The organism is Bacteroides sp. MSSM.1001136sp1_RTP21357st2_D2_RTP21359_211015 (assembly GCF_040913205.1).
Taxonomy (GTDB): domain Bacteria; phylum Bacteroidota; class Bacteroidia; order Bacteroidales; family Bacteroidaceae; genus Bacteroides; species Bacteroides ovatus.
The window spans coordinates 167,967-185,339 of the sequence record NZ_JBDFVF010000004.1 but is presented as its reverse complement, the minus strand read 5'-3'; the positions used below and the strand labels follow the sequence as shown (position 1 = coordinate 185,339).

Annotated in this window: 13 protein-coding genes; 10 read left to right on the top strand and 3 right to left on the bottom strand. The window is 39.7% G+C overall.

Annotated elements, in window-relative coordinates; translation table 11 throughout:
* Nucleotides 1-14: 14 nt before the first annotated feature.
* The gene (locus tag AB5217_RS04765) at nucleotides 15-2,933 is read right to left on the bottom strand and encodes a M16 family metallopeptidase (RefSeq protein WP_032842886.1); all 2,919 of its coding nucleotides are present in this window, start codon (nucleotides 2,931-2,933) and stop codon (nucleotides 15-17) included.
* Between the two features lie 99 nt (nucleotides 2,934-3,032).
* On the opposite strand from AB5217_RS04765, the gene prfB reads away from it, so the two are divergent.
* The 6 genes from prfB to AB5217_RS04735 all read left to right on the top strand — a co-directional run bounded on the left by prfB (nucleotide 3,033) and on the right by AB5217_RS04735 (nucleotide 9,002).
* Nucleotides 3,033-4,149, top strand: a protein-coding gene (prfB, locus tag AB5217_RS04760; protein WP_143256892.1) for a peptide chain release factor 2 whose coding sequence is annotated in 2 segments (ribosomal slippage) — nucleotides 3,033-3,095 and nucleotides 3,097-4,149 — 1,116 coding nt in all. Because the reading frame shifts where the segments join, the coding sequence is not laid out codon by codon here.
* Nucleotides 4,150-4,233: 84 nt separating this feature from the next.
* Entirely contained in the window at nucleotides 4,234-4,368 is a 135-nt protein-coding gene (locus AB5217_RS04755) for a hypothetical protein (RefSeq protein ID WP_004299554.1), read from the top strand.
* A gap of 235 nt (nucleotides 4,369-4,603) precedes the next feature.
* Nucleotides 4,604-5,656 (top strand): porin, encoded by a 1,053-nt coding sequence (locus AB5217_RS04750; protein ID WP_032842887.1) that lies wholly within the window; start codon nucleotides 4,604-4,606, stop codon nucleotides 5,654-5,656.
* 118 nt (nucleotides 5,657-5,774) lie between these two features.
* Entirely contained in the window at nucleotides 5,775-6,242 is a 468-nt protein-coding gene (locus AB5217_RS04745) for a CYTH domain-containing protein (protein ID WP_004305204.1), read from the top strand.
* Between the two features lie 58 nt (nucleotides 6,243-6,300).
* A complete protein-coding gene (locus AB5217_RS04740; RefSeq protein WP_032842903.1) occupies nucleotides 6,301-7,593 on the top strand; it encodes an MgtC/SapB family protein in 1,293 nt (430 codons plus the stop codon).
* 146 nt (nucleotides 7,594-7,739) lie between these two features.
* On the top strand, nucleotides 7,740-9,002 hold the full coding sequence (locus tag AB5217_RS04735) for an ATP-binding protein (protein ID WP_032842888.1): 1,263 nt from the start codon (nucleotides 7,740-7,742) through the stop codon (nucleotides 9,000-9,002).
* 343 nt (nucleotides 9,003-9,345) lie between these two features.
* Here AB5217_RS04735 and AB5217_RS04730 read toward each other — a convergent pair whose 3' ends face one another.
* On the bottom strand, nucleotides 9,346-10,506 hold the full coding sequence (locus tag AB5217_RS04730; RefSeq protein ID WP_032842889.1) for a DNA/RNA non-specific endonuclease: 1,161 nt from the start codon (nucleotides 10,504-10,506) through the stop codon (nucleotides 9,346-9,348).
* A complete protein-coding gene (locus AB5217_RS04725; protein WP_032842890.1) occupies nucleotides 10,503-11,528 on the bottom strand; it encodes an endonuclease in 1,026 nt (341 codons plus the stop codon). Before AB5217_RS04725 ends, AB5217_RS04730 begins: the two co-directional genes overlap by 4 nt.
* 200 nt (nucleotides 11,529-11,728) lie before the next feature.
* Between AB5217_RS04725 and AB5217_RS04720 the strand changes: the two genes are divergently transcribed.
* The 4 genes from AB5217_RS04720 to AB5217_RS04705 are packed head-to-tail and all read left to right on the top strand — an operon-like array spanning nucleotide 11,729 to nucleotide 17,339.
* A complete protein-coding gene (locus tag AB5217_RS04720; protein WP_008024272.1) occupies nucleotides 11,729-14,257 on the top strand; it encodes a TonB-dependent receptor in 2,529 nt (842 codons plus the stop codon).
* Between the two features lie 47 nt (nucleotides 14,258-14,304).
* Complete coding sequence (locus tag AB5217_RS04715; protein WP_032842892.1) at nucleotides 14,305-15,159, top strand: DUF5689 domain-containing protein; 855 nt, start codon at nucleotides 14,305-14,307, stop codon at nucleotides 15,157-15,159.
* A gap of 21 nt (nucleotides 15,160-15,180) precedes the next feature.
* A complete protein-coding gene (locus AB5217_RS04710; protein ID WP_368112845.1) occupies nucleotides 15,181-16,920 on the top strand; it encodes a choice-of-anchor J domain-containing protein in 1,740 nt (579 codons plus the stop codon).
* A 35-nt stretch (nucleotides 16,921-16,955) separates the two neighbouring features.
* On the top strand, nucleotides 16,956-17,339 hold the full coding sequence (locus AB5217_RS04705) for a hypothetical protein (protein WP_368112844.1): 384 nt from the start codon (nucleotides 16,956-16,958) through the stop codon (nucleotides 17,337-17,339).
* Nucleotides 17,340-17,373 lie beyond the last annotated feature (34 nt).

Below are 17,373 nucleotides of genomic sequence, written 5' to 3'. Positions count from 1 at the left end.
CGGCTCGTTTCTTTTTAGTATCCGAAAATCTGTTCTTGGGTCAATTCTTCAATAGGACCTACAGCTTTCAATTTATCCAGCTCCAAATCTTTCTTATCTCCCAGGATGCAATAAACATACGTACGTCCTTTTACCCATTGCTTTTGGAAATCGACAATATCTTTTAGCGACATATTCTGTATGTCGTTGTAGAGCTTGATGCGCGGGTCTACGTTTTGCCCTAAATCTTGTGCATTGATATAACTCCAGATAATGTCACCTTTGATGATACGTTCGGTGCGCAGACGGTTGGTTAATCCGTCTTTAGCCAGTTTGAAAGCAGCTTCGGATTCCGGCATATTATTGATGATGTCATTAAATGTAGTGACGGCATCAATCATTTTGTCGTTTTGCGTGGCAATCTGTGTACGTAGTACATAGGGATACTTCAAGTAGCTCGGCGGCATTATGCTAGCCCAGGCGGAATAAGCCAATCCACGTGTTTCACGCATTTCCTGGAAGACGATAGAGTTCATGCCCCCTCCGAAGTATTCATCATATAATGCGCGGATAGGTTCAATGGCAGGATCATACTTCTTATCGAGATTGGATATCTGTGCCATGTATATTTGCTTGGCGTCATAAGGAGCTACTAGAACTTTAGTAACGGGAGTTTCGAGATAAGCATACTCGTTTCCGGCAGGAATATCCTTCAGGATTGCCGGAACCTGATGATATTGGTTGATGGTAGCCAGTAAATCTTTGCTGCTGCTTGGGCCGTAGTATAAAATACGGTGCTTGTAGCTGTTCTGATTGTGAATCCGGTCTACCAGTTCCTGTGGATTCATATTTGTCAGTTCCGCCTCCGTCAGTAGATTGGTGGCAGGGGATTTGGGACCGTACATGGCAAAGCTCATCAAACGGGAGAAGTTCTGTCCCTGATTCAGTTTGGCGTCCGAACGGGCTTTCAGTATATCGCTGGTCATATTAGTATAGGCTTCCTTATTAACCTGCGCATCTGCCAGTAGCTTTTCGAATAATTGCACGGCAGCAGGCATATTCTCATTCAGTCCGGAAAGTACGACATACGTGCGTTCGTTACCCGGAGAAACATAGAAAGTACAAGCCAGGCGATAGAATTCACTTTTCAGTTCTTCCGGTGTCATGTCCGAAGTACCGAGATATTCGAGATAATCGAATGCTGTTCCCAAAGCTTTGTCATGGTTGTTTCCCATATCAAAGACATAAATCAATTGGAACAGGTCATTGGCTACATTCTGTTTGTAAAGAATCGGAATATCCGATTTTGCCTTTAATTGGCTCATATCCTTTTGATAATCGAGAAACACTGGTTCAATCGGTTTAACTGCGCTTTCCTGTACCTCCACAAGGAACGGGCTGGCTACATCACGATTGGTTATGATAGGAGTAATCTCCGGTTTCGTCATCTTCTTTTCGTTCGGGTCTTTTCCTTGCTTTTTGTAGATAACGGCATAATTATCTTCTTTCAGGTATTTGTTGGCGAACGCTACGATGTCTTCTTTGGTCAGTTTGGCCATGCGGTCGATGGCAGTAACTTCATTTTTCCAGTCTGTGCCGTTAATAAATGAGTTGACAAACATATCGGCACGTCCTTCGTTGCTTTCCATGTTTTGTAGTTCACCGAGCTTGAAGTTGTTGATATTGGCTTCCAGCATTTTCTCGTCGAACTCTCCGGCACGGAGCTTTTTGATTTCGCTGAGTAGCAAGTCTTTCACTTCTTCCAGTGTTTGTCCTTGTTTAGGAAGTCCTCCTAGCAGCAATGCAGAGTAATCTGCCAGTCCCATCGGGTAACCGTAACTATTCAAGACCTTCTGTTGCTGGTTCAGGTCAAGGTCGATAAGTCCTGCCTTTCCATTGTATAATACTTGCGAAACGACTTGCAGGATTTCAAAATCCTTGTCGGATACACCGGGGAATCTCCAAGCCAATGCAACGCTTTCGGCATCCGGACCTAACACCTCTTTTACAACAGGTTGCGTGATTGGCGCCTCTTTCGGAAGGTCCAGTTTCGGGAGTTCCGGATTGGGTTTCAATCCACCAAAATATTTATCGATTAATGCAATTGTTGCATCCGGGTCTAAATCGCCAGACATACAGATTGCCATATTGTTGGGCACATACCATTGTTTATAGTAGTTCTTGATATTCGTGATAGAAGGATTCTTTAGGTTCTCCTGTGTACCTAACACAGTCTGCGTTCCATAAGGATGCTTGGGAAAAAGAGAAGAAAAAATAGCTTCCTGTACTTTGCTGTTGTCACGGGTGAGTGACATGTTTTTCTCTTCATATACAGCTTCCAATTCAGTATGGAAACCACGAATTACATTGTTTTCAAAACGATCTGCCTGAATCTTCGCCCAGTTTTCTATCTGGTTGGAAGGAATGTCTTCCTGATAGACCGTCTGGTCATACCAGGTATAAGCATTGCTGCCGGTAGATCCGATGGCTGCCATTAATTTGTCATATTCATTAGGGATAGCATACTTGGAAGCTTCGTAAGAAAGGCTGTCGATGGTGTGGTAGATCGCCTTACGTTCCGCTTCATCCGTAGTCTTACGATAAATTTCGAACTGTTGTTCGATTGCATCCAGCAGAGGCTTTTCGGTCGCGTAGTCTTTTGTGCCAAACTTGTCGGTGCCTTTAAACATGAGATGTTCGAAATAATGGGCAAGTCCCGTCGTTTCTGCCGGGTCATTCTTCCCGCCCACTCTTACTGCGATAAATGTTTGTATGCGCGGAGTTTCCTTGTTTACGGTGAGGTAAACCTTTAGTCCGTTGTCCAGTGTGTAAATGCGGGCTTTTAGCGGGTCATTGGGCACTGTTTCGTAGCTATACTTCTTTTGTGAGCTACAGCTGCAAATCACTAATGCCAGGAAGAGTGACAAGCAAGAAAGTTTCAATCGTTTGTTCATAATATGACAACATTTTAATAACAAAAACAAAGGTAGCAGAATTTTGCTTATCTTTGTCCCCGATATCTGAAATTTGTAAATAATAAAATTGTAAATCAAATGATTACTATTGAACAACTTAAAGACGTGAAAGAGCGCACTGATGCGCTGAGGAGGTATCTTTGACATCGACGGGAAGAAAATTCAAGTCGAAGAAGAGCAATTAAGAACACAAGCTCCGGGATTCTGGGATGACCAGAAGAGAGCCGAAGCTCAAATGAAACTGGTGAAAGACCTGCAAAAGTGGATTGAGGGTTACAACGAACTCAAAACGCTGGCAGACGAACTCGAACTGGCATTTGATTTCTATAAAGAAGAACTGGTGACTGAGGAAGATGTAGATGCTGCTTATGCAAAAGCCAGTGAGGCGGTAGAGGCACTCGAACTCAAAAATATGCTTCGTGATGAAGCCGACCAGATGGATTGTGTGCTGAAAATCAATTCAGGTGCCGGTGGTACGGAAAGTCAGGACTGGGCTTCCATGTTGATGCGTATGTATCTGCGTTATGCCGAGACGAATGGTTATAAAGCTACCATTGCCAACCTTCAGGAAGGGGATGAAGCCGGAATCAAGACCTGTACTATCAATATCGAAGGTGACTTTGCTTATGGTTATTTGAAAGGAGAGAACGGTGTGCACCGCCTGGTTCGTGTTTCTCCGTACAATGCGCAAGGTAAACGTATGACCTCTTTTGCTTCTGTGTTTGTTACTCCGTTGGTAGATGACAGTATTGAAGTTAATATTTTGCCTGCCAATATCTCTTGGGATACGTTCCGAAGCGGTGGTGCCGGTGGACAGAATGTGAATAAGGTGGAGTCCGGTGTCCGTTTGCGTTATCAGTATAAAGACCCTTATACCGGTGAGGAAGAAGAAATCCTGATCGAGAATACCGAAACCCGTGACCAACCGAAGAATCGTGAGAATGCAATGCGTCAGTTACGTTCTATCTTATATGATAAGGAATTGCAGCACCGTATGGCAGAACAGGCGAAGGTGGAAGCCGGTAAGAAGAAAATCGAATGGGGTTCTCAAATCCGAAGCTACGTATTTGATGACCGTCGTGTGAAAGACCACCGTACCAACTATCAAACCTCGGATGTGAACGGCGTGATGGATGGCAAAATAGATGGTTTTATCAAAGCTTATTTGATGGAGTTTTCTTCACAAGAATCATAAAAAATAAAATTAGCAAGAATTATTTTTGGAAAGTTAATAGATTTGTACTTACTTTGTTAGCGTTGAACTTTAAAGCTAACTATTATGGGTAAGGTGAAGAAAAAAGTAGCAATTAGTAAGAAAGAAGAAGAACAAGCCCAGAAGGTTGTCAAAATAGTGTTCGTCTCATTAATTATTTTGGCATTGATTATGCTGATCGCATTTTCCTTTTTCGGCTGATAAGTTCGCCACAAATTATACGGTTAACCCAGATTGTTTGGTTATTGATAGGATAAATATCAAATCCGATCTGTGTTAATCTGCGTAATTTGTGGCGAACTCTTTGTTTTGTAATGCATTTGTGTTCTCTGTAATATAAATGTAACTTTTCTGTCATTTTCCCGTAGTTAATTTGTCATCTCCGTGTATCCTCACAGTTGTACTTTTGCCGTGAATTTAGTAGCAGACAACTGAAATGAGTAGAATCAGAACAACCGTCGTCATGCTTTTGCTGGCGACAATGGCCTTTGGACAGGCAAAAGAAGATGCAGGGGATGGTAAGATGCTGGATAAACAGACCATGGAGTTTAAGGATTATCTGCCGGAGATTCACGGAACAATCCGGGGAAAGTACGAATACCAGACAGAAACAAGTGAAAGCCGTTTTGAAGTACGTAATGCACGCTTCAGTGTTTCGGGAAATGTGCATCCGATAGTTGCTTATAAAGCGGAAATCGACCTTTCCGATGAAGGCTCTATCAAGATGCTCGATGCGTATGCACGTGTTTTTCCGGTGAAAGACCTGAATTTTACGATTGGTCAGATGCGCGTTCCTTTCACAATAGACGCTCACCGTTCACCACATCAACAGTATTTTGCAAATCGCTCATTCATAGCTAAACAAGTAGGAAATGTGCGTGATGTCGGTTTGACGGCTGGTTATACGAATAAAGGTGGCTTCCCTTTTATCCTTGAAGGAGGATTATTCAACGGCTCCGGTTTGACCAATCAAAAGGAATGGCACAAAACGCTGAATTATTCCATAAAAGCACAGCTATTACCTAATAAGAACTGGAATCTGACACTCAGCACCCAAATGATAAAACCGGAAAATGTGCGGATTAATATGTACGATGCCGGTATCTATTATCAGAATGACCGTTTTCATATTGAGGCGGAATATTTATATAAAATGTACGGTCACGAAGCATTTAAAGATGTTCATGCAGTGAATAGTTTTATTAATTACGATTTACCATTAAAGAAAGTATTCAATAAAATCTCCTTTCTGGCTCGCTATGATATGATGACCGATCATAGTGATGGCAAGATGGATGAAACGACAAAAGCTCTGATTATAAATGATTATGCCCGACATCGTGTGACAGGCGGAATCACATTAAGTCTTTCCAAAGCTTTCATTGCCGATCTCCGACTGAACTTCGAGAAATATTTCTATAAGAACTCCGGTGTTCCAAAAGAATCGGAACGGGACAAAATCGTGATTGAGTTTATGACGAGATTCTGAAATAAATTGAGACTTGAAAATTGAGAATTAAGAATTGTAGTTTTCTGATACATGATGTGAGGTATCAAACTATCATTTTTTAATTCTCAATTTTCAATTTTTAATTTATCTTTGTGCCATGGCACAGGAAATAGAACGTAAATTTTTAGTTATCGGTGAATTCAAGTCTTCGGCTTTTGCGCAGAGTCATATTGTGCAGGGGTATATCAGTAGTGCTCGCGGGCGTACTGTCCGGGTTCGTATTCGGGATGAAAAAGGTTATCTGACAATAAAGGGAGCTTCTAATGCTTCCGGTACCAGTCGTTATGAATGGGAAAAGGAGCTGGCCTTATCAGAAGCAGAAGAATTGATGAGGCTTTGCGAACCGGGGATTATTGACAAGACCCGTTATTTGGTACGTAGTGGCAAACATGTATTTGAAGTCGACGAGTTTTATGGTGAGAATGAAGGACTTATTGTGGCAGAAGTAGAGTTGGAATCGGAAGATGAGGCTTTTGTAAAACCCGACTTTATCGGTGAGGAGGTAACGGGCGACATACGCTACTATAACTCACAGCTAATGAAAAAACCGTATAAAACGTGGTGAGCGTTAACAAATAAACCGTATATTTGTTCTTATATAAAAAAGAGAGCAGTGTATGGATATGGAACAGTTGTACAGTTATGTGCCGCGTGAATTGGTTACTTTTGTTTTAGTAACCTTGTTTTCTTTATTAATCGGACTTTCGCAACGTCGAATCAGTCTGAAGCGTGAGGGGGAAACTACTCTTTTCGGAACCGACCGCACCTTTACCTTTATTGGTATACTGGGTTACTTGCTTTATATCTTAGACCCTACGGATATGCGTCTGTTTATGGGAGGTGGAGCGGTATTGGGATTGCTGTTGGGATTAAACTATTATGTAAAGCAATCACAATTTCATGTTTTTGGTGTAACTACCATCATTATTGCCCTGATTACTTATTGTATGGCTCCTATCGTAGCTACCCAACCTTCCTGGTTTTATGTTATGGTAGTTGTGACTGTGCTCCTGCTGACAGAACTCAAACATACTTTTACAGAGTTTGCTCAACGGATGAAGAATGATGAAATGATTACGTTAGCCAAGTTCTTGGCTATCAGCGGTATCATATTACCGATGCTTCCGCATAAGAATCTGATTCCGGATATTAATCTTACTCCTTATTCTATCTGGTTGGCAACGGTAGTAGTATCCGGCATTTCCTATCTCTCTTATCTATTAAAAAGGTATGTATTCCATGAATCCGGAACGTTAGTTTCCGGTATTATTGGTGGATTATACAGCAGTACGGCTACGATCTCGGTACTTGCCCGTAAAAGCCGGAAAGCCTCTGAACAGGAAGCGACTGATTATGTTGCTGCCATGCTGCTGGCTGTCAGCATGATGTTTCTGCGATTTATGATACTGATACTTATTTTCAGTAGAGAAATCTTCCTGTCTATTTATCCATATCTGTTGACTATGGCTGTAGTCGCGGCTATTGTTGCCTGGTTTATCCATTCCCGGCAAAAACGACCGGAAGACCAGTCTGCTGAAACAGAAGAGGATGATAGTAGCAACCCGTTGGAATTTAAAGTTGCTTTGATTTTTGCCGTACTCTTTGTGATATTCACTTTCTTAACTCACTATACGTTAGTGTATGCGGGCACAGGCGGATTAAATCTCTTGTCTTTTGTTTCCGGTTTTAGTGATATAACTCCTTTCATCTTAAACTTGTTGCAAAATACAGGTAGTGTGGCTGCATTGATAATTACTGCTTGTAGTATGCAGGCTATCATTAGCAATATAATGGTGAATATGTTCTATGCTCTATTCTTTGCAGGGAAGGGAAGTAAACTTCGTCCTTGGATTTTGGGAGGATTCGGTGTGGTAATTGTTTGTAATCTCGTTTTGTTACTGTTCTTTTATATTTAAAAAATAGAGTAATAGGTTCTTTTTCATAGGCTCAAATTCTAGTAATTTATTGTTTTGTCGAATATAATCGATAAAATAGAGGTGATTTTATCGATTATATTCGATAAAAATAGCCTATATTTGTCGAATATAATCGATAATGTAAAATGGATAAGGAACTGATAAAAGGATTGATAGCTGAATATCAGCAGTTTGTAAAGAGCGTGTCATTCGTGAAACGTGCGGTGACTCTATCTGATAACTTCAATTATGTCTTTGTAGGTTTACGTCGGGTTGGGAAGTCTTATTTGATGTATCAGCAGATACATCATTTAATAGAGACAGGTATTTCACCGGAAGAGATTCTTTTCTTTAATTTTGAGGATGAGCGAATAGCTGGTATGGATACAGAACATCTTGATATGATAAAGAGATGTTATGAAGAGATGTATTCTCATCGTCCTATATTTTTTTTAGATGAAATACAGATTGTACCGCATTGGGAACAATTTGTCCGACGGCTTGCCGATCAGAAGTACAGGGTTTATGTAACAGGGAGCAATGCTAAGATGTTGAGTAAGGATATAGCTACTACTCTAGGGGGACGTTTTATGATTCAATACGTCTATCCTTTCTCGTTTCGTGAGTATTTGTCATCTAACGGTGTTCAATTAGATAAGCTTTGGATTTATAAGAACCGTTCGGAGGTAGTCCGACATTTCGATACTTACTTTCGTTTTGGTGGTTTACCTGAACTGTTAGTGGCCGAGGGACAAGAGAAACGACAATGGCTGAGTAGTCTTTTTAATAAGATATTCTTCGGTGATTTAGTGGCTCGTTATTCTATTCGAAATGATATGGCGTTAAAGGTACTCATTCGAAAACTGGCTGAAAGCGTGAAGCAGCCTTCTTCTTTCACTCGTCTGGCTAATTTAGTATCTTCCACAGGCAAGAAGATTACCACTGATACTATTATAGACTATTTGAATTATCTGGAAGATACCTGGATCATGTTTTCTTTAGAAAACTACGCTAGTAAGTTAGCCGATAAAGTGTCCAATAAAAAATATTATTTTATGGATAATGGAATACTTAGTCTGTTTTTAATGGATCCGGAAACTTCTTTATTGGAAAATCTCGTGGCAGTTACATTAAAGAAACGGTATGGTGATGATTTATATTTCTATCATCGGAATATAGAAGTAGACTTTTATCTGGATGAAGGGCATAAGGCCATACAAGTATCATATAGTTTAAAAGATCCGGAGACTCGAAAACGAGAAGTGAATGCCTTACTGAAACTTGCAGAAAATGTGGCAGTGGATGATCTGTGTATTATTACCAGAGACGAAGAGGAAATGATCGTAGAAGGAGAGAAGACGATTCGGGTTGTGCCGGTGTGGAGGTGGTTGTTGGATGATGAAGAATGAAAGTTTGTTTTTTTATTTGCTAAGTTCCTCTGATTATAAAAAGAGAATACTACGTGGATATGGAACAATTGTATAGCTGTGTGCCTCATGAATCAGTTACGATGTTTTTAGTGACTTTGTTTTCTTTATTAATGTTACTTGTCATATTAAAGTATGTTTGATATAAAGTTGAAAACGTGCAAAATATCTGCTATCTGCAACACTATGCTACATTGGCTATTGGTGCCTTTGGCATTTTTTTGTTGCAGATGGCAGATAAGGTGAAAAGATTTACAGTGTATCCTAAGCTTCTTCCCGATGATTCATGAATATTATACTATAGATTGTAATAACTTGATATTTCCTATTGGAACCATGCTTTTTCATCGTATTTAGCTTCCACTTCTGACTCAATATCGGGCGGAAGATTATGAAAGAAATCAATGTGGGTTTTCTCTTCCAGCTTATCTATAGACATAGCATAACTCTTGATAGTGGAACTTGAGTCATAATCAAATTGATTCACGTAATACGCCATTCCCTGTGTGTATTGCCCATTTTGGTATAAAAGAAGAGCTATAAAATAGAAACGTGGAACAGCAACATGATTTCCCGTATATTTTATTTCTTCGTCATCTATATACCCTCCTTTAACAACGTATAACGTATCATTATCTCCTAATTTATGTACAAAATCATTCTTTCCATTTGGAGCTTTTATTGATTGTTCGAATTTGGTCCAGAATCCAGTATTGAAAGCTGTTGATTGGGGGCTCATATTTGAATAATAGAAAGTTTGTTTGTTTGCTTCTAGTGAGTATGTACGATCGTATGATGCACATAAATGTCCTCTACTATATTCTTTATAGTCTTTTTCATAAGTCCTATATTCTTCGGGTATTTTTTTATCGTACATCCAGGCTTCAGTACGAGATACATTGGATATTTTAGTTTTACTATCAAAAGTAAATGCGACCCAGCGTGCATGCTTTTTTGAATAATCATATTCCATACTATATGTTATAATTTCTTTCCCTTCTATGTTTGTAGTATGTGTTATGAATTGATTCATGCTTCCACCTTTCAACTTCGGAATTTCAATCCTCCCTGCATATCCAGAAGGCTTTTCCGGATCCGGGTCTGGATCCGGATTCGAACTATCGCCTGCTAATTGTTTGAGTGTAAATTGGGCTTCTTCTTTTCCGGAAGTGATTGTAATAATGACACTTCGTTCAGCTCCGGTATTTGCTTTCATATATCCACTGATAGAGCCATTTCCATTGCCGGATGCTCTACTCAATGTACACCAAGTCTCACTGCTTGAAGCCTGCCATGTGCCATCAGCTTTTACACGGATGATAAATCCGCCTCCATTTGCATTGATTTGCGTTTGGTCAATAGAGGCAATTCCTTGATTGGTATTGCCCGGATTGTCCGGAAGTTCAGGAGAATCCTGTTCACTACATGAGATTGCAGTGCTACAGGCTATGAACAGGATGAATAGTCTAAATAATGCTTTTGTCATTTCACTTCTTTGATTAGATAAATAATAGTAGGCAAGTGATCGCTATATCCGTTTAGCCATACACCACCTGCTTGCGTCCGTTTAGGATAACCTTTGTATTTCCCCTCTTTTTGGAACATAAAATCACGGCGGAAGATTTCATGTTTATAGAATTTCAGTGTACTGCGGTCAGTGCCCAACAAATTCCCGGTGAATACGATTTGATCGAACAAATTCCATTTGCCTTTGTACATCAGAGTTCCGTATCCTTTTTTCAAAGTATCCCACCAAGGATTGTACAAGTCTGTAGGTCCTACATCAGCAGGTTTCCGCTTAGCTCCAAGTGCTACAGCCATACTTTTATCCATCGGGTCATCGTTCATATCCCCCATGATAACAATTTTGGCTGCGGAGTCTTCCCTTAACAGTGAGTCTTTGATCGCTCTAACCTGCTCCCCTGCGCGTTCACGCGCTGGAGAAGCGGCAGCTCTCGAAGGCCAGTGATTGACGATAAAGTGCATTTTCTCACCTGCGATATTACCGCTGGCAATCAAGAAACCACGTGTTTTATGCACCGTATCATTGATATATACATAAGGTACGAGTTTACTATTTGTCAGTTCAAACAATTTGGGATTATAGAAAAAAGCACAGTCTACACCACGTCTGTCTTCTCCTTCGTAGTGAACATACTGGTACCCTTTGTCCGCTAAGGCAGGTTGTTTCAGTATGTCTTCCAATACTCTGTAATTTTCGATTTCAGAAACGCCGATAATGGCGGGACCCATTGGTAACTTGTCGGTACTTAACATACTTAATATTTCCGACATGTTTTTCAGCTTAGCCTTATACTTCATCGTATTCCACTGATTAGTACCGTTAGGAAGATACTCATAGTCATTCTTACCTTCATCATGAATGGTGTCAAACAAATTCTCCATATTGTAGAACGCTACACTGTAGAGGGCAAATTTCTTTTCTTGTCCGTAGGCCATGAGGACGAAAAGAGCGAGTACACCTAAAGTTATTAAGCTTTTTTTCATCTTTAAAATTGATTTTAAAAGTGGGTAATTTGTCATTTGCATGACAAATATCTAAAAAGAAAACGGAAAAACCACCCTTGCTAGTTACTTTTTTTGCAAAAAACATTGTTATATATAAAATTCTTTGTTATTTTGCGTAACAACATATTTCTTTTATGTTGCAAAATGAAAGACCAATTAACATTAATATAAATTAAATTATGAAACAACGACTAGGGTTAGCGATCGTGCTATTTTGCTTAATGCCAGCACTTTTTGCGCAGCAAAAGGCAAAGCAAAACGCCCGTGAGGACAATGCTTCTTTCATGTTTACAGAATCACAATTGAATGAGGATGATGATGCAGCACAGAGCACATCTGCATTGGTCACTTCTAACAATGATGTTTATCTGTCAAATGTAGGTTATCTGTTTAGCCCAATGAGATTTCGTGTAAGGGGATATGATTCCCAGTACAGTGACATGTATATCAATGGGGTACAGTTTAATGATGCAGAAACAGGACGTTTCAGCTACGGATTAATAGGAGGATTGAACGATGCTACCCGTAATAAGGAAGGGATCGGTCCTTTTGAATTTAACAACTTTACTTTTGGCGCGATAGGAGGTGCCACCAATATCAATTTACGTGCCAGCCAATATGCGGCCGGCTCAAAACTAACACTGTCAGGTAGTAACCGCAACTACATTTTGCGTGGAATGTATACTTATTCTACAGGTCTGATGAACAATGGTTGGGCATTTACCGGATCATTGGGTTATCGCTGGGGTAATGAGGGAAATATTGAAGGAATCAAATATAATTCTTTTTCTTACTTTCTCGGTGCGGAGAAAGTATTCAACGAACGCCATAGTCTCTCTTTGGCAACTTGGGGAACACCGACAGAGAGAGGACAGCAAATGGCGGCAACCGAAGAAGCTTATTATTTAGCGAACAGTCATTATTATAATCCGAACTGGGGATATCAGAATGGAGAAAAACGAAATGCACGTATTGTACGTCAGTTCGAACCATCGGCTATTGCTTCATGGAATTTCACCATTGATGATAATAAGAAGTTAGTGACAAGTGCCGGATTCAAATATTCCAACTATGGGAAAAGTGCTCTAGGCTGGAATGGTAATGCGGCCGATCCACGCCCGGATTATTATAAAAAGTTGCCTAGCTCAATCTTTGATGTATGGGAATCTGTTCCTACTGCCGATGAATTGCAGCAGTTTAATGAAGTTACAGATAATTGGAAAAATAATAAAGCTTATCGTCAGTTAGATTGGGATGCTCTTTATTTTGCCAATAAACAGGCGAATGCATTAGGTAAAGAGACACTTTATTATGTAGAAGAACGTCATGATGATCAGTTGGCTTTCAACCTTAGTTCGGTATTCAATCATCAATGGAATGAACACAACAGCTACATTGCGGGAGTTGCCGTGAATACAACCAAAGGTATGCATTATAAAAAAATGAAGGATTTGCTGGGCGGACAGCTTTATACTGACGTCGACAAATTTGCAGTGCGCGATCATGGAGCTAGTTCCAGTATGGTGCAAAATGATCTTGATAATCCTAACCGCCGTATTGGTGAAGGTGATAAATTTGGTTATGATTATAACATCTATGTGAATAAGCAGAGTGCATGGGTGCGTTATCAGGGTAACAATGGCGGGTCATTAAACTATTTTGCTTCCGGTAAGATAGGATCTACACAGATGTTCCGCGATGGATTGATGAGAAACGGACGTGCTCCGTTGAAATCACTTGGTAGCAGCGGTACGGCTAAATTCCTTGAAGGAGGTATAAAAGCCGGTTTGAATTGGGCTATCAATGGTAACCATTCTTTCACGTTGAATGCCGGATATGAAGAACGTGCACCGTTGGCCTATAACTCTTTTATTGCTCCACGTATTAAGAATGACTTTGTGAGAGACTTGAAAACAGAGCGTATCATTGGTGGTGATTTGACTTATAACTTCAACACTCCATGGGTGATGGGACGTTTGACTGGTTATTACACTCGCTTCCAGAATCAGGTAGAAATGGATGCTTTTTATAATGATAGCGAAGCACGTTTCACTTATCTTTCTATGAATGGCATTGAAAAGGAACATTGGGGAATAGAAGCAGCGGCTACCTTTAAGTTGACAAGTGAACTTTCATTGACGGCTATCGGTACTTGGAGTGAAGCTAAATACACCAATAATCCGGATGCTGTATTGACATATGAAAGTGAGAATGAGTCAAACCTCGATCGTGTTTATGCTAAAGGTATGCGTGCTAATGGTACTCCGCTTTCTGCTTATAGCCTTGCTTTGGATTATAACGTAAAAGGTTGGTTCTTCAATTTGACCGGAAACTATTATGATCGTGTATATATCGATTTCTCAAGCTATCGTCGTCTTGGCAGCGTATTGGATAAAAATGGTGCCGGCGTAGATGCTAATGGAAATCCGGTTCTCCATGTACCAGGTCAGGAGAAACTGGATGGTGGATTTATGTTGGATGCTTCCATCGGAAAATACATTCGTTTACGCAACGGAAAGAGCATTAGCCTTAATTTGAGTTTGACTAATATCTTGAACAATACAGATTTGCGTACAGGTGGTTTCGAACAAAACCGTGATGATAATTACAAAGACGGTGACGCACGTGTTTACAAGTTTTCTAAGAACTCTAAGTATTTCTACGCATTCCCGTTCAACGCTTTCTTGAACATTGGTTATAGATTTTAAGAATGTGTAGTTATCAATCCAAAACAATAAGAAAGGAAGAAACAATTATGAAGAAATTACTATCTATATTATGTACCGGATTGCTGCTATGTGGCGCAGGTCTCACTTCCTGTGAGAACTATGATGATCCGGTGACGGGAAATGCTTATGGTAATAATTCAATCCCGGAAGGACGCACCATTTCAATAGCTGCGCTGAAAGAGAAATACAATGATTTCATTGATACGAGTACTGATACGTATACTACTATTGAGGATGAGACACGTATTGAAGGTGTAATAATTGGAGATGATGAAAGTGGAAACATCTACAAACAGCTTGTCGTTGGTGATGAAACAGGTGCTATTATTGTAGGAGTTAATAATTCCGGATTATATGCCTTCTGTCCGGTAGGTCAAAAAGTCGTAATTGACTGTAAGGGATTGCAAATCGGTAGTTACCGTAAGCTTGCACAAATCGGTTCAATTTATGAAGGCAAAGTGGGACGTATGCCCGAATATGTATGGAAACAGCATGTACGTTTGATTAATGAACCGAAGTTGTTTTATGATGAATTAAGACCTTTAGAAATCTCTACGGCTGCAGAATTGACCGCTGTGGATATGAAGCAGGCGCCATTGCTTGTTACATTAAAAAATGTAAGTTTTCCGGATGCAAATGGTACTACAACTTATGCAGCAGAGGAAGATGTAGCTAATCCAAATCTTTCTTTTGTAGAACGCAATATCAACTATGCTGATGGTACTAAGTCTGCGGCTGTGGCACATACCAGTATCTATGCTAACTTCTCAAAAGATATTCTTCCGCAAGGTACTTTAAATGTGACAGGTATACTGACCCGATATAACAATGCTTGGCAATTGATTATTCGTACTGGCAGTGATGTAAAACGCAATAAATAATTCAAATAACAATATACAATTATGAAAAAGATTCTAAATGCTTTATTCTTGACACTGCTTGCAGTGTTCACATTTAGTTCATGTAGTGATGTACCGGCTCCTTATGATATATTGGGAGAGGGTGATGTTCCGGGGCTGACGGGTGATGGTTCTAAAGATAATCCATATACTGTATCAGATTTAAAGGCTAAGGCCGATGGTACTACTGTAGCTTGGGTACAAGCATATATTGTAGCAGGTATTAAGTCTTCTACCGATATGTCCATAAGTTCTGAAAATGATGTTGTTTTTGGAACACAACCCACAGGTGTGAAAGCTACTGCATTTCTGATTGCAGATGACCGTGGAGAAAGCGATTATAAGAATTGTTCAGCGGTTAATTTAAGTGGTAAAACTGCTGGCTGCTCTGAAGTTAAGGCAGCTTTAAATTTGGTTGATAATGCAACAACTCCTCTTCCTCGTTTAGTGACTTTGAAAGGAACCTTAGTGAAAAATACATGGGGATTACCGGGATTGAAAGAAGTTACAACTGCGATATTGGAAGATGGCACTATTATTGGTGAAGGGGGAGATGAGCCTACGCCTCCGGTTGGCGGAGTTACATTCTTTGAAGAATCATTTGCTTCAGATAAAGGTACATTTACTATTGAAGATAAGACACGTCCTACTAAAGTAAGCGAAATCTGGAAATGGGAGTCTTATACACCGGAGACTGGCGGAACTGCCAGCAAATATATGAAAGCTAGTGCTTATATCTCTGCAACAGAAAAAGAAGCATCAGAAAGCTGGTTGATATCTCCTGTTGTAAATCTGACAAAAGCGACCAAAGCTTCATTGACATTTGAACATGCTCATAAATTCTGTGGTGATCCTGCAAAAGAGTTGACTATATGGGTGAAGGAAAGTACTGCTTCTGATTGGACTCAAGCTACTATACCAACTTATGGAACTAATCAGGATTGGAAATTTGTTTCTTCTGGTAATATTGATCTTGCTAGCTATATTGGTAAAAATATTCAATTTGCTTTCAAATATATAAGTACTACTTCTAATGTAGGTACATGGGAAGTGAAGAATGTGAAGATTGTTGGAGAAGGTGAAGGTGGTGGACCTGTTGATCCGGACCCAACCGAAGGGAAGTTGATCTTTACTGAAAAATATGGTTCTGATGTAGATGCCAATATATTGACAGCTACGACGGCTATCTCTAGTTTTACTCATTGGGATAATAGCTATTCATACTCGGCTACTACAGCTGATATTCGCGCCATTGCTCATAGAACTCCTGATAATACGACAGAGACGAAAAAGGTGAATAATATTTGGTTCCCAGCTAGTAAATCTGCAGAATTTGTAATTAGTGGCATTAATATTGCTGGACATACCAAGTTTATTGTTGCTTATGAAGTTGCTTCTAATGTTTATGCGACAACTGAAACAGATAATCTTAATAATTTAAAACTTACATTGAATGAAAAAGAAGTTACTCCTACCAGTAAGGAAGTCGTAGGAAATGGTAAGGCTAGCGGAATATTCCATGAAATGCAAGTTGAAATATCAGTAGCAGGTACAGATAATTCTACGTTGAAGTTTTCTACTAATGGAACAGATAATAAGTTTGGGCTCCGTCTTTATAATATAAGGTTATATGCAGCTGAAAGTGGAGAAACTGATCCAGAACCGGGAGAAGGGACAGAAGTTCTTTTTGCTGAAGGATTTGGGGTAATGGCTGATATGCTAAAGAGAATAAAACGGCTATAGCAAATTGGACACATTTTGATACCCAATTAACTATTGTGGATACAAAAGCGACAGCGGATATCCGTGTTCCTGCCAAAACTTCAACCGATGCATGTTTATGGTTGCCTTCAAGTTTTTCGGGTACGGACAAATCTACAGAAATAGAGATTTCCGGCTTTAATTCTACTGGATATACAAGTCTTACTTTAAGTTACGATTTGGCATGTGGAAAAGGAAATACATCGCAAACTGTTATTAAGGTGAAATGCGATGGAACAGAAGTTGCAGTGCCTGCTGTAACTCTTGAGAAAGCAAATGTTTTCTATCCTGTATCAATTACAAATATTCCAACCGGAACTAAAAAAATAACATTTGTTTCTGACAGTGAAAATACAATGGGATTCCGTTTGGATAATATAAAATTGGAAGGTATAAAGTAAAGACGAAATTCTTTATATACATAATGAAAGGGGT